General features: G+C 73.1%; 8 protein-coding genes and 4 pseudogenes. 9 read left to right on the forward strand and 3 right to left on the reverse strand.

Annotated elements, in window-relative coordinates:
* Window positions 1–284 precede the first annotated feature (284 nt).
* Window positions 285–734: pseudogene (locus ACFY2B_RS35505) on the reverse strand (helix-turn-helix domain-containing protein); the annotation flags it as partial.
* A 222-nt stretch (window positions 735–956) separates the two neighbouring features.
* On the opposite strand from ACFY2B_RS35505, the pseudogene ACFY2B_RS35510 reads away from it, so the two are divergent.
* The 8 genes and pseudogenes from ACFY2B_RS35510 to ACFY2B_RS35545 all read left to right on the forward strand — a co-directional run.
* Window positions 957–1,400, forward strand: a pseudogene (locus ACFY2B_RS35510) (DNA-binding response regulator); the annotation flags it as partial.
* 376 nt (window positions 1,401–1,776) lie between these two features.
* The gene (locus ACFY2B_RS35515) at window positions 1,777–3,243 is read left to right on the forward strand and encodes an MFS transporter (RefSeq protein ID WP_390767167.1); all 1,467 of its coding nucleotides are present in this window, start codon (window positions 1,777–1,779) and stop codon (window positions 3,241–3,243) included.
* Between the two features lie 318 nt (window positions 3,244–3,561).
* Complete coding sequence (locus tag ACFY2B_RS35520; RefSeq protein WP_390767168.1) at window positions 3,562–3,849, forward strand: ArsR family transcriptional regulator; 288 nt, start codon at window positions 3,562–3,564, stop codon at window positions 3,847–3,849.
* 366 nt (window positions 3,850–4,215) lie between these two features.
* The gene (locus tag ACFY2B_RS35525; RefSeq protein WP_390767169.1) at window positions 4,216–5,052 is read left to right on the forward strand and encodes an undecaprenyl-diphosphate phosphatase; all 837 of its coding nucleotides are present in this window, start codon (window positions 4,216–4,218) and stop codon (window positions 5,050–5,052) included.
* A 110-nt stretch (window positions 5,053–5,162) separates the two neighbouring features.
* On the forward strand, window positions 5,163–5,399 hold the full coding sequence (locus ACFY2B_RS35530) for a hypothetical protein (RefSeq protein ID WP_390767170.1): 237 nt from the start codon (window positions 5,163–5,165) through the stop codon (window positions 5,397–5,399).
* 294 nt (window positions 5,400–5,693) lie between these two features.
* Window positions 5,694–6,710: an asparaginase gene (locus ACFY2B_RS35535; protein WP_390767171.1), complete on the forward strand. Its 1,017-nt coding sequence runs from the start codon at window positions 5,694–5,696 to the stop codon at window positions 6,708–6,710.
* Between the two features lie 177 nt (window positions 6,711–6,887).
* Window positions 6,888–8,282, forward strand: coding sequence for a polyprenol phosphomannose-dependent alpha 1,6 mannosyltransferase MptB (gene mptB, locus ACFY2B_RS35540; protein WP_390767172.1), 1,395 nt, complete (start codon window positions 6,888–6,890; stop codon window positions 8,280–8,282).
* Entirely contained in the window at window positions 8,279–9,649 is a 1,371-nt protein-coding gene (locus ACFY2B_RS35545) for a glycosyltransferase 87 family protein (RefSeq protein ID WP_390767173.1), read from the forward strand. Before mptB ends, ACFY2B_RS35545 begins: the two co-directional genes overlap by 4 nt.
* 83 nt (window positions 9,650–9,732) lie before the next feature.
* On the opposite strand, the pseudogene ACFY2B_RS35550 reads toward ACFY2B_RS35545, so the two are convergent.
* Both ACFY2B_RS35550 and rho read right to left on the reverse strand, forming a co-directional pair.
* Window positions 9,733–10,851: pseudogene (locus ACFY2B_RS35550) on the reverse strand (D-alanyl-D-alanine carboxypeptidase family protein); the annotation flags it as partial.
* 166 nt (window positions 10,852–11,017) lie between these two features.
* Complete coding sequence (gene rho, locus ACFY2B_RS35555) at window positions 11,018–12,166, reverse strand: transcription termination factor Rho (protein WP_390767174.1); 1,149 nt, start codon at window positions 12,164–12,166, stop codon at window positions 11,018–11,020.
* A gap of 586 nt (window positions 12,167–12,752) precedes the next feature.
* On the opposite strand from rho, the pseudogene ACFY2B_RS35560 reads away from it, so the two are divergent.
* A pseudogene (locus ACFY2B_RS35560) lies at window positions 12,753–13,991 on the forward strand (cytochrome P450).
* The last annotated feature ends 36 nt before the right edge of the window (window positions 13,992–14,027 follow it).

Genomic DNA, 14,027 nt, shown 5'->3' on the forward strand with positions numbered 1-14,027 from the left:
ACACGCGAAGGCCCCGCCCGCGATCACGCGGAACAAACAGGGCGAACCGACGGCACGGACATGCACTCACGACCGCTGAAGAATCGAGGCTAACGGGGCTTCTGACACCGGTTCAGTTTCCTTACGCCTTCGCGTCCTCGCTAGCGGGCACGAGCCGTCTGGCAGTACCGACCCGCCCCTACATTGTCGAGGCCGCTTCCAGCCTCACCCCCAACCCGGGGCTCAGCCTGCCTCCAGCTTCGACCAGTCACTGCGATGACCGGCGGCGGGCTCTTCCTCCCGTGCGGGTCCCTGGACAGCTTGAAGGTGTCCGCCAGATGCGGTCTGAGGCCGAAGGTCCGCCAGATCCGCGAGACGGTCGACTGGCTCAGACCGCTGGCTGCGGCCATTTCCCGTGTCGACCAGTGCGTGGCGTTCTTCGGAGTGGTCTCCAGGGTCCGCACGACCACCTCCTCCACCTTTTCGTCGCTCACCGTGCGCGGCGGGCCGGGCCGCGGTTCGTCGGACATCCCCTCAAGCCGGTCGGCCGCGAACCGCTTGCGCCACTTCGCCACCGTGACCGGGTGGACCCCAAGCTCCGCCCCTACCGCGGTGTTCGAACCGCCATCAGCACACGCGAGCACGATCCGGCACCGCAACGCCAGAGCCTGCGCGGACGTCGCCCGCCGCGACCAGCGCAGCAACGTCTCCCGCTCCTCATCCGTCAGGACCACTTCGACCGTCGGCCGACCCATACGCGCCATGAGCCCAGCCTACTTCTACAGCGAAATAAAGACTCGGGACACTAGTGTCGCTGGTGCACCTCGTGCAACCGGCGAGCACAGGGCTGGCGAGCACAGGGCCGACGTACACAGCCGACCGCGGTATTCCGGCATCCCGGCACCCTGCATCGGTGCTTGTGCTGCTTCCGCTGCTAGTGCTGCATCCACGCCCAGTCGCCGTGCAGCACCTCCGCGCCGGGCTGCCGGGTGCTGATCCTGACCACCTTCGACCTGGACCGGTACGTGTACACGGTCCTGTCGCTCGGGGCCGGCGGCGTCCTGCTGAAGGACGTCACCCCGGCGTACCTGGCGGCGGCCGTGCGGCTGGTCGACACGGGTGACGCCCTGCCGGCGCCGTCGATCACCCGGCGGCTGGTGGAGCGCTGCGCCGCGGAGACCGGCCGGTCGCCCGACGTGCACGGCGACCTCGCCGCCCTGACGCCGCGCGAGCGGGAGGTGCTGGCCCTGATGGGCCGCGGCCGGTCCCACACGGAGTTGGCGGCCGAGCTGACGTCGAGCGAGGCCACGGTCAAGTCCCATGTCAAGTCCCATGTGGCCCGGATCTTCGCCAAGCTGGGCCTGCGCGATCGTGCTCAGGCCGTCGTCCTCGCCTATGAGACGGGACCCCGCGAACGGTGAACGAGCCGCCCGGCTTCCCGGCCGATGCCCCGGCCGGCTCCGAGGCCGATTCCCTCCGGCGGCCGTTCGGCCTGGTCCCGTGGCCGAGTTCTGGGTGCCTCGGTCTTTTCGGCCTGGTCTCGTCGCCCAGTTCTCCGTGCTTCGGGCCTTTCGTCGCCCCGGTCTCCGCGCCCATCCCTCCGCATCCGAATCCCTCGGCTCATCCTCCGTCGGCCCCGGATCCACCGCGGGAACGGAGCCGCATCACGTTCCCGATCTTCCGCCTTTACCTCCCCTCGGGCTGGATGTCAAGACTTGATCTTCGCCGCAGGCGGGTTCAGATTGGCAAGCGCTTTCTAGAAAGCATTGCCCACCACGCAGCGTCAAGGGGGACGCCATGCGCAGCACCATGTCCGCCGGACCCGCGTACGCCGAGGCGGCCGAACGGCCGCTGTTCACCGGCAAGTACCAGCACCTGTGGGTCTTCCTGCTGTTCGGCTGGCTGGTCAGCTACGCGGACCGCTCGGTCACCGGCCCCGTCGTGGCCTGGATGATCGAGAACAAAGCCGGCCTGATCGGCGGTGCCTCGCATCCGGCCACCCTCGGTGGCTTGATCGGCTCGATGTTCTTCACCGGCTACGTGCTCACCCAGTACGCGGGCGGACGCCTGGGCGACCGTTTCGGCCGACGCGAGATGCTCGTCCTCTCCCTGCTGTGGGCGGGTCTGCTCACGCTCGTCTCCGGACTGGTGAGCGGCCTGATCGCCTTCGTCGTCGCCCGGGTCCTGACCGGGCTCGGCGAAGGCGTCTTCTACTCCAACGACCGCGTGCTGGTGATCGCCACCACGCCCGAGAGGCGCCGCACCCTGGGCCTGGGCGTGGTGCTGTCCGGCCTGTCGATCGGCCTGACCGCGGCCGTGCTGGTCACCCCGCACCTGCTCGACTGGGGCACCGGATCGCTGGGCCTGGGCAAGGACGCCTGGCGGGTGCCGCTGTTCGTCTTCGGTCTCGCCTCCCTGGTGGTCGCCTGCGCCACCTGGCTGTTCTTCCGCGCCCGCGGTGACCGCCCGCTGCGCCTGCTGCGGCCGGCGCTCCACCTGCTCGGCTATGCGCTGCCCGCCGCGGCCGCGATCACCGGGCTGTTCCTGCTCGCGGACGGCTTCGGCTGGCCCGACTGGCTCACGGCCATCGGTTCCGGCGTCCTCGCCGCGGCCGTGATCGCGTACGTGGTGCGCGGCATCGCCCGCCGCGGCCTGGCTCGCGAGGTGCTCAACGGCAATGTGTGGCTGATCTACCTGTCGTTCATCGCGGTGATGTGGAACCTGTGGTTCTTCTCGTTCTGGTCGGTGCAGATCGTCGCCCAGGCGGCGCACAGCACGCTCACCGCCTCCGCGCTGACCGCCGCGTTCAACGCCGGAGCCGGCATCATCGGCTTCCCCGTGGGCGGCTGGATCGCCGACCGGCGGGCCAGGCGGGGCAAGGGACGCAAGCCGCTGGCCGTCGTCTGCGCGAGCGTGCACACGGTGCTGGCCGTGGCGTTCGGGTTCAGCATCGCGGCGGGGCGGCCGTCCATGCTGCTGCTCGGCCTGATCCTGTTCGTCTCCGGGTTGTTCTTCAACGCGCTCCAGCCGATCGTGCACAGCATCCTCGGCGACCTGGCCGGACAGGAGCGGCGCGGTGAGGTGTTCGGTGTGTTCAACCTGGTGGCCGAGGTCGGCGCGGTGGCCAGCCCGGTGGTCGGCGGCGTGCTGTACGACGCCACGGGCAGTTGGGCGCCGGGTGTGTTCACCGCGGCCGGGGTGATGGCCGTCGCCGTCGTCCTCTACGCCTTCCTGCGCGAGCGCATCCCGGCCGTCGAGGCGTAGGCGCTTCGCCCTAGCGGCGCCGCGCCCGGCGGCGGCCGTACCTCCGTTTGCGGCCGTACCCCCTGCGGCCTGCGTCTGCCCTCGTCGTCGCGCCCGGCGGCGCACGGTCTCCTCCCCGACCGTGCGCACGGCGCGTACCGTCCCTCGTCCCGGGCCGGACAGGTGGGCACGGCCGGTCCGGGACGAGGGCACCGAACGGCCTTCGGCCGCACGGCCGTTGGGTCCCGGACAAGGGCCGACGAGTCCCGGACGCGGCCGGGCCGGCTACGGGACAGTGGGGGGTCGGGGCACGAGGGCGGCCCCGGTGGAGGTGACGAGGTGCTGCGGACTCCCGCGGGCAGGACGCGCCTGGAGATCCTCGCTTGGCTGAAGGACCCGGATGCCCACTTTCCGCGTGGGCGCCGCGTGGATCCGGCCGTGGACGGCGTACCGGCGCGGGCCGTCGCCGCCAAGCTCGGCGTGCCCTGCCGCGTCGCCGAGAACCATCTCCGTCTCCTGGCCCGGATCGGCCTGCTGCGCACCAAGCGGATCCGGCACCGCACCTATTACCGACGTGACGAGGCCCGCATCGCCGAGGTGTCCCGGCTGTTCGAGAAGGGCTGGTAGCCGGGCCGGCACGCAGACCGGCCATGGCCGGTCTGCGTGCCGCGCCGTCGAGTCCGACCCCAAGGGCGGAGTAAATCAGGACAATACGGGCGTAGAAGGTAAGAAGTCGTTGTGAAGCCGTGAGTGGCGCCGCGCCGACGGGGCCGGTGCGGCGCCCGGCCGTCCGGACCGACCGTACGGTGTGGTCGGGGTGTGACCCGGTTCCTCCTCGTTCTTCCTCCGGTGTCCTCGCGGGCACGCACCGGGTTCCCCGGCCCGGGGCCGTCGGCGGTCGCGGCCGTCGTCCGGGTGCCGGTACCTGCTGGCTGCCCGAGCGTAGTAAGACTGTCTACAGCACTGTCGACCAACTCCTCAGAACTGGATCCCATGAGCGCCATCTCCGTCGGTCAGGCCGCCGTCCTCGGAGTCGTCGAGGGGGTGACCGAGTTCCTCCCCGTGTCCTCCACCGGCCACCTCAAGATCACCGAGGGGCTCATGAACATCCCGGTCGACGACCAGTCGGTCGTCGGGTTCTCCGCCGTCATCCAGGTCGGCGCCATCGCCGCCGTGCTCGTGTACTTCTTCAAGGACATCGTGCGGATCGTCTCCGCCTGGGGCCGCGGCCTGCGCAACCGCGAGGAGCGGGTCCACCACGACTACAAGTTCGCCTGGTGGGTGATCTACTCGACCATCCCGATCGTCATCGTGGGCCTGGCCGCCAAGCCGCTGATCGACGGCGCGCTCGGCTCGCTCTGGGTGGTCGCCGGCTCGCTGATCGTCGGCAGCGGCGTCATGTGGGCCGCCGACCAGATGGGCCGGCACAAACGCGGCGAGGACGACACCTCCTTCAAGGACGCGATGCTGGTCGGCTGCTCGCAGATCCTCGCCCTGCTCTTTCCCGGCTTCTCCCGCTCCGGCGCCACCATGTCCACCGCGCTCATCCTCGACCTGGACCGGGTCGCCGCCACCCGGCTGTCCTTCTTCCTCGGCATCCCGGCCCTGACCGGCGCCGGCCTCTACGAGCTGAAGGACGCCCTGGGCGCGGGCGTGGGCGCCGCCCCCCTCGCGGTCGGCACGCTGGTCTCCTTCGTCGTCGCCTACGCCTCCATCGCCTGGCTGCTGAAGTTCGTCGCCCGGCACTCCTTCAACGCCTTCGTGATCTACCGGATCGTCATCGGCGTGGTGCTGTTCGGGCTGCTGGGCGCGGGAGCGCTGAACAGCTGACACCCACGGCGCGGACGGGGGCGTGCAGCCGGTACTCCAGGCTCCACGCCTTCGCTGTGCTTGCCCGGCCGGTCTTGACACCGTCCACCGCGCACCCGGAACATCGCTCCGTGAACCTGTCGGACAGCCGGACCGGTGGTCCGGGCCCATGGCGTGTCGGCGCGACGGAAGCGGCCCCCGGCCACCTCCGCGGTGCCGTCGAGCGCGATGGCATCGAGTGCGGCGTCATCGAGCGCGCCGTCCACGCGACAGGCGAAGCCTCCCGGCCCGCGCTCCGCGCGGCCCCGCGGACGACGGGCCCGACGGTCACCCGGACCGCCAAGGGCACCTTCGTCGTCGAGGCATGAGCGTGCGGTTCCCCGAAGGCGCGGCACACCGCTCGCACCCCGGACCGCCGACGGCCCCCTCTCTTGGACCGTACTCGTGACGCCGGCCTTCCCCGCCGCCGTCCCTGGTCCTCGTCCTCACGTACGCCGACGGCGGCGCCGCCGCACGCACCACAGTGCCGTGCCCGTCGCCGGCCGTCGGATCGCCGGCGGGCGGGCCGGTACCCCGGCCACGGCCGCCCGGCGCGTCGCCCACCGGAACCGGCGTGCGAACCCTGTGCCGGTCCCTCCCGACTCACCCACGAGCAGGTAGTGATGGACAGCAGCTCTCCCGCGGACGCACCCGTCGTCCGCGCTCCCCTCCACGCCCCCGTCGCCCACCTCGTACGCGGCGGGGTGATCGAGGGCGTCCACCACGGTTCCGTCGTCGTGCTCGGCGCCGACGGCGAGGCCGCGTTCCGACTGGGCGACACCGAGGCCGCGTTCTATCCGCGCTCGGCCCTCAAACCCGTCCAGGCCGTGGCCATGGTGCGGGCCGGGCTGCCGCTCGACGGCGACCTGCTGTCGCTCGCTGCCGCCAGCCACTCCGGCGAGGAGCGCCATCTCGCCGGGGTCCGGCGGATCCTCGACCTGGCCGGCCTCGGCGAGGAGGACCTGCGCAACGTGCCCGACATGCCGTTCGACCCCGTCGTACGCGACGCCTGGGTCCGTGCGGGCCGGGGCCCCTCGCGGCTCGCCCAGAACTGTTCCGGCAAACACGCGGCGATGCTCAGCACCGCCCGGCTCAACGGCTGGTCCCTGGCGGACTGTCTCGACCCGGCCCACCCGCTCCAGCGGGCGATCGCCGAGACCGTCGAGGACCTCACCGGGCAGCGTGTCGCCCGGGTCACGGTGGACGGCTGCGGTGCCCCGCTCTTCGCCGTCTCCTTGCACGGCCTGGCCCGTGCGGTCGCCCGGATCGTCACCGCCGCACCCGGCACGCCCGAGGCGCGCGTCGCCGACGCGCTGCGGGCGCACCCCGAGATGGCGTCCGGGGCCCGCCGGGACGTGGCCGCGCTGATGCGGGCCGTGCCCGGTCTGCTCGCCAAGGACGGGTTCGAGGGGGTGCAGGCCGCCGCACTGCCCGACGGACGCGCGATCGCCGTCAAGATCGCGGACGGCGCGTCCCGGGCCCGGATCCCGGTCGCCGCGGCCGCGCTGGCCCGCGCCGGGGTCGACCCCGCGCTGCTCACCGAGTTCGCGGGCGAGTCACTGCTCGGCGGGGGAGAGCCGGTCGGCTGCATACGCCCGGTGCCCCCGCTGGATCCCCACCCGGTGAGTGCCTGCGCCTGACACGTGGTGCCGTGACCGGCGGCCCTCGGCTCCCACCCCGCTCACCGGGCGGTCCGGGTGCGGACCGGCGTGCGCCGTGCGGGCTGGTAACACGCCGGTCACGAGCAGGTCTCTCGCCGGTGAGTGGCGCGTCGCCTTCCGGCCACCCGGCGTTGACACGCTTGCCGAGTGTTGGCCATGGCTTTCCCCGTCGATCTCCGCCGCTGCCAGATGCTCGGTCTGGCCGGTACCGCCTTCCTCGCGCTGGGCGGTGAGAGCGCCGGGGCCTTGCCGGTCCAAGAACTCCTGGCGCCCTCGTCGGCCCGGGCGGCCCTCGGCCTGGTCGGGGTGTACTTCGGCGTCGTCCTGCTGATCGCGGCCTGGGCGCTGCTCGGCCGCGTCGTGCGCGGCCCCGAGCCCCCGACGCCGCGCGCCCTGCTGCTGGTCCTCGCCGTCTGGGCGAGCCCGCTGCTGCTCGCGCCGCCGCTGTTCAGCCGGGACGTGTACAGCTACCTCGCCCAGGGCGCCATGGTCGACGCGCACCTGGACGTGTACACGCACGGACCCGCGCAGCTCGGCGGCCCGCTCGCCGACGAGGTCGCCCCGGTGTGGCAGCACACCGCGGCCCCTTACGGACCGGCCTTCCTGGGCGTCGCCGCGGCCCTGTCGGGCCTCACCCGCGGCGAACTCCCCGCCGGGCTCGTCGGGATGCGGCTCGTCGCCCTTGTCGGCGTCGCCCTGATGGCGGCCGCGCTGCCCCGGCTGGCCCGGCACAGCGGCGCCGACCCGGCCGCCGCCCTCTGGCTCGGCGCGCTCAACCCGCTGGTCCTGCTGCACCTGGTCGCGGGCGCGCACAACGACGCGATCATGCTCGGGCTGCTCGGCGTCGGCCTGGTCGCGGCGCTCGGCCGGTGGCCCGCCCTGGGAGCCGTTCTGGTCACACTGGCCGCCCTGGTCAAGGCGCCCGCCGCGCTCGGCCTCCTCGCCGTGGTGGTGCTCCAGGTGCGCGCGGGCCGCGGCCCGTTGCGCGCCCTGCTGACGACGGCGGCCGCGGCGGGCGCCACCACGGTCGCCGCGACGGCCGTGGCCGGTACCGGATACGGCTGGATAGGCGCCCTGGACACCCCGGTCTCCTCGCACAACTGGGCGCTCACCAGCCTGCTGGGCCGGGTCACCGGAGCGCTGCTCGAACACCTCGGCAGCGGCCTGGCCCCCCTCGCCGTCCCCGCCTGGCACGCGCTCGGTCTCGCCGCCACCGCCGTCGCCGTCCTCGCCATATGGCTGCGGCAGCGCCCCAAACCCGTGTACGCGCTCGGGCTCAGCCTCGCGGTCGTGGCCGCCTTCGGCCCGGCGATCCGCCCCTGGTACGCCCTGTGGGGCCTGTTCCTGATAGCGGCCGCGGCCCCCAGCACGTCGATACGGCACCGGGTGGCCGCCGTCACGGCCACGCTCGCCCTGGCCGTGCTGCCCAGCGGTGACCCCGCCGACACCGGACAACTGGTGCTCGCCGTCTCCGGCGGTGTGCTCGCCGTGGTCGTGCTGTGGCAGGCCCACCAGGCCGCGCAGGCCCCGGCGCTGGGCCGGGCCGCATGAGGGCACCGCGTACGGAACGGGGCCGGCTGCTCCTCGTTCTGGTCCTCGTCGCCGCCGTGACCGCGTTCACGGCCACCGTCCCGCTGATGCGCGACTTCTTCGACCTGCGGGTGTACTACGGCGCCGTCGACACCTGGGTGCACCACGGCGGCCGGCTCTACGACTTCCGGGTCCCGGGCACACCGTACGGCTTCACCTACCCGCCGTTCGCCGCGGTCGTCATGCTGCCGATGGCCCTGATCGGACTGCACCTGGCCATGGCGGTGTCCCTGCTGTTCAACCTGGCCGCGCTGGCCCTGGTGCTGCGTCTGCTGGCCGGGTCGCGGTGGCGCCGCCACGGCTGGTACGGCTGGTCGCTCGCCGCGTGCGTGCTCGCGCTGTTCGAGCCGTTGCGCGACACCTTCAGCTTCGGCCAGGTCAACCTGCTGCTGCTGGCGCTGGTCCTGGTCGACGCCAGGCTGCTGGCGACGGGCCGGAGCCGCTGGGCGGGCGTGGGGACGGGCCTGGCCGCCGCCGTCAAGCTGACGCCCGTCGTCTTCATCGGCCTGCTGCTGCTCGCCCGCCGCTGGCGGGCCGCGGCCTGCGCCTCGGCCGTCGCCCTGGGCGCCACCGCCCTCGCCGCCTGGGTGGACCCGCGGGCCTCGCGTTTCTACTGGACCGTGGCGCTGTGGGACACGAACCGGGTGGGGCACCTCGACTACGTGTCGAACCAGTCGCTCCAGGGCGTGCTGGCCCGGCTCGGCGAGACCGGCCGTCCGCTGTGGGCGGCGGCGGTGCTGCTGGTGCTGTGCCTGTGGGCATGGCGGACGCGCCGGGCGGTGGCGGCCGGGGACTGGACGGGCGCCTTCGCGCTGACCGGCCTGCTGGCCTGTCTGATCAGCCCGATCACCTGGGTGCACCATCTGGTCTGGCTGCTGCCGTCCTTCGCGGTGCTGCTCCGCGCCGGGCACCCGCGGATCGCGGGTGCCCTGTACGCGGTGCTGTGCACCAGCGTGGTGTGGCTGTGGTTCGACGACGCGTCCGGCGTGGACGGGTTCCTCGGCAGCAACATCTACACCTGGATCACGCTCGGTCTGCTGACCGGTCTGCCGGTCGGTCAGCCCCGGGCCGCCCGCCCGTTCTTCTTGGCCCGCAGCGCCAGTGCCACGGCCCCCGCGCCCAGACCGGCCACGCCCGCGATGACGCCGAACTCCGACCAGCCGGAATCGCCGTCGGGCACGGACGCGGCGACCGGCGCGGCGGACGGGGTCCGGGACGGGGCCGCGGTCGGCCGGGGCTTGTCCACCAGCGCGTCCAGCGAGCCGACCGGATCGACGCGTCCACCGGCCGCGAAACCCCAGTCGAGCAGTGCGCGCGCCTCCTCGTAGACGGTCAGCCCGTCGTCCTCCTGGGGGTTGAGCACCGTCACGACGAGAGTGTGGCCGCCCTGGCGGGCGGCGGCCACGAGCGTGTTCCCGGCGTCGCTGGTGTAGCCGTTCTTGATGCCGATCAGACCCGGGTACCGTGCCACGCCGTCCGCGCCGGTCAGCAGCCGGTTGGTGTTCTCGATCCCGTACGACCCGCCCTCGCCGGGGAAGGCGGCGTCGACGGTGGAGCAGTAGCGGGCGAAGTCGGGGTTGCGCAGCCCGGCCCGGCCGAAGACGGCGAGGTCGAACGCCGAGGACACCTGGCCGGGCGCGTCGTAGCCGTCGGGCGAGATGACATGGGTGTCGCGGGCCCCCAGGGCGCGCGCCTTGGTCTGCATCCGGGCGACCGTGGTGTCCCAGCCGCCGTCCAGCGAGGCCAGTACGTGCACGGCGTCGTTGCCCGAGCTGAGGAAGACGCCTCGCCACAGGTCGGCCACCTCGTAGGTCAGGCCCTCCTTGACCCCGACGAGGCTGCTGCCGGGTCCGATGTCCGCCAGTTCCTGCCCGCTCACCGTGTGCTGGACACTGCCGGGCACGACCGGGAGCACGGTGAGGGCGAACAGCGTCTTCAGGGTGCTGGCAGGCGGCAGCTCGCGGTGTGCGTCGTGCGCGGCCAGCACCTCGCCGCTCCCGGCGTCGGCGACCAGCCAGGACAGCGCCGTGACGTCGGGCACCTCGGGCGCCCCGGAGCGCGGCCTGACCTGGATGCCGGAGTCGAAGAGGAGCGCGGGCCGCGGCACCGCGGCCTTCGCCGGGCCCGGCGAAGGGGCGACGGTCCGCGGGCGGGCGATGGCCGCGGGGGGCGTGAGGGCCAGCACGCCCGCCACACACAGCGCGCAGGCCGACACGGCCATCCGAGAGGAAGATCCGATTTTCATATGAGCAACGTAGGAACGGAGGTGTCGTGCTCCGCGCTGCCAGGGCCGCACGGCGTTCGGGAGCAACCCGGATGCCCCACACGAGTCACCCCGAGCCTGCCGCCCCGGCATCCGGGGACGCCGTCCGCCGCGGACGGACCTCGCCGGACCGTGTGCGTCTCCGGCGCCGCGGTGTCCCTGACGGCGCGTCGCTCCCGGAGGCGTGTCGTGTGTGGTGGGGCATGGCCTCCGGTCGTGTCCGGCCCGGCTGCGTACGGTACCGGCGGTGTGCCGCGCACGGCGCATCGCCCGGCGGTGTGCCGCGCCCACTGGTGTGGCGACGGCTGGTGTGGCCACTGACGGATGGGGCGGCCGATGGTGTGGCGACCGATGACGCGGCCACTGGCGGAGGTGGCGGCCGGGCGGTGCGGCAGTCGCTGGTGCGGTGTCCGGTGGTGTGGTGGCCGGTGGTTCAGCCGGGCGGCAGGGTCGGCTGGACGCGGCGCAGAAACGTCGCGTTGTCGGGGGTCTCCCGCATCCGCTGCAGCAGGGTCTCCACGTTCGCGGGCCCGCCGTCCCTGCTCCACAGGGCTCGGCGCAGGCCCCGTACGGTGGTCAACTCGGCCGGGGGCAACAGCAGTTCCTCGCGGCGCGTACCTGAGACGGTGAGGTCGACGGCGGGGAAGACGCGGCGCGCGGCGAGTTGCCGGTCGAGGCGCAGCTCCATGTTGCCCGTGCTCTTCAGCTCCTCGAAGAAGAAGTCGTCGGCCCGGGAGCCGGTCTCCACCAGCGCGGTGGCGAGGATCGTGAGCGAGCCGCCCTCCTCGGCCTGGCGGGCGGCGCCGAAGAACCGCTTGGGTCCGAGCAGCGCCGCCGCGTCGACGCCGCCGCTGAGGGTGCGGCCACTGGTGCTCGCCGCGTTGTTGTGGGCCCGGCACAGCCGGGTCAGCGAGTCGAGGAGGATGACGACGTCCGCGCCGTCCTCGACCTGCCGCTTGGCCCGTTCGATCACGAGTTCGGCCAGCGCAATGTGCTGTTTGGGCGTCCGGTCGAAGGTCGAGGCGTACACCTCGCCGTGCACGGAGCGCCGCATCTCGGTGACTTCCTCGGGGCGCTCGTCGAGCAGCACCACCATGAGACGGCACTCCGGGTGGTTGCCGGCGACGGCGGCCGCGAGCTGCTGGAGCAGCACGGTCTTGCCGGTCTTCGGCGGGGCGACGAGGAGTCCGCGCTGGCCCTTGCCGACGGGGGTGAACAGGTCGACGACGCGGCCGGCCGCCCCGGACGCCGGGTGCTCCAGCCTCAGTCGCCGGTGCGGGTGCAGGGGGGTGAGGTCGTGGAAGTGGGGTCGGGCGCGCAGTTCTCCGGGTGTCCGGCCGTTGACGCGCTCGATCCCGGTCAGCGCGCGCTGCGGTCCGCGGACGCCTTCGACGAGGTCGCCCTTGCGCAGGCCGTACCGGCGGACGAGCGCCGGCGGGACCTGCGGGTCGGACGGCGCGGGCAGGCAGTTCTCCGCCCGTAGCTGCCCCTTCCCGTGTGCGTCGACGTCGAGGACACCGACGACCTGCCGGTCGTCCGGAGCCTGTGCTTGTGCAGGGGGGTGTTCGAGTGTGGTGGTCATGAAGGGGGTCCTTTCGCGGACACGGGGCCCGGTGTCAGGCGGGTGAGGGGAGGGGGAGGGGCCGCGAGGGGCGGGCGCACGAGAGCGCCGCGGCGGCGGACGACACCTCGGTACGGGCAGGGCGTCAGTGACTGCCGACAAGGTGCTGTGGGAAACCGACGTACCGGCCGGAGAACGGCCGTGATGACGGTGACTTGAGAGAAAGAAGCACTGGCGCCCTCGACGGGGCGTGGAAAAGTGCTGCTTGCACTGTACCACTCGTGGCGGAACCTTGGAGGCGGCCCGAGCCCAATGGGTTTGACCGGCGGGCTCACGGTGGCCCGAGTCGGAGGGGACGGCACGCGCTGCCCGTGACGACGTCCGGTAGATACGGCGGTCGACGGCCGGCCGTGGAGCGCCACTCCTGACCAGCACAACGCATCGGTGGCCTCCTCTGTTCCCCCCGACCGTCCGCGCACCGGTGCGCGGACCCCTGCGGGTGGGCAGAATCGGATCCGCTCCACCGGGCCCGATCGACTTCGTGCACCGCCCCCGGTTCGTCCCCCGTGCCACGCCCGATCCACCCCCCGTCCCGAGGAGTTCAGCCATGAACAGGACGCCCGCGGAACCGCATCGCATGGACCCCGCCGGCGGCTGCCCGCACGCGGCCAACGCCCGGCTGCCGGCCCGCGGAGCCGTCGCTCCGGTCGTGCTGCCGGGGGAGGTCGAGGCGATGGCGGTCCTCGGGCACGACACACTCAGGGAGTTCCTCACCCACCCCGATGTGGCCAAGGACGCCCGGCACTTCACCGCGCTGGTCGAGGGGCGGATCCCCGCGGGGTGGCCGCTGGCGACCTTCGCGACCGTGCGGGGCATGACGACCGCCGACGGGGACGACCACCGCCGGCCGCGCGCTCTGGTGAGCAGGGCTTTCACACCCCGGTGCGTCGCCGGACCGCGGCCCCGCGTCGAGGAGTTGACGGTGGCCCTGCTCGACGACCAGGTCCGGGCGGCAGCGGCGGACGACGGAGTCGTCGATCTGCGGCGGCAGTTCGCGCTGCCGCTCCCGCTGGGCGTCATCAGCGAGTTGCTGGGCGTGGACGCGCGCCACCGCAACCGGCCGCACCACCTGTGCAACCAGGTCGTCGCCACCGGTATCACCCCCGCAGGCGGTCGCCGCCAACCGCGAACTCGTCGCCGTCCTGGGCGAGATCGCCACGGCCCGGGCCGCGGCCCCCGGCGACGATCTCACCAGTGCCCTGATCGCTGCCCGTGACGACGACGGCGACCGGCTCGACGCGCAGGAACTGAGCGGCACGCTCGTCCTGATGACCATCGCCGGGCACGAGACCACGCTGAACCTGATCACCAGCGCCGTACGAGCGCTCGTGGCGCACCGGGACCAGCTCGACCTCGTCCGGGCGGGCAGAGCGAGCTGGGACGACGTGGTGGACGAGACGCTGCGCTGGGACGCGCCCGTGAGTTACTTCCCGTTCCGCTACCCCGTACGGGACCTGACGCCGGACGGCACCGTCATCCCGCGGGGCACCCCGGTGCCGGCCGGTTACTCCGCCGCCGGCCGCGATCCCGCCGTGCACGGGCCGGACGCCGGCCGGTTCGACGTCACCAGGGCCGCGCGGCCCGGCGCCGTACGGAATCTGTCCCTCGGGCACGGTGCCCACTACTGTCCGGGCGCCCCGCCCGGCTGGAGGCCACCGTGGCGCTGGAGCGGTTGTTCGGCCGCTTCCCCGGGCTCGACCTCGCCATGGCGGAGGACGACCTTCCGCGGCATGCCGGTTTCGTCGGCAACAGCGCCGGGACGCTGCCGGTGCGGCTGGGCGTCTGAACCGGCGACGGGCAAAGGCGACGGCGGATTCCGGCG

The organism is Streptomyces sp. NPDC001270 (genome assembly GCF_042896695.1).
Classification (GTDB): domain Bacteria; phylum Actinomycetota; class Actinomycetes; order Streptomycetales; family Streptomycetaceae; genus Streptomyces.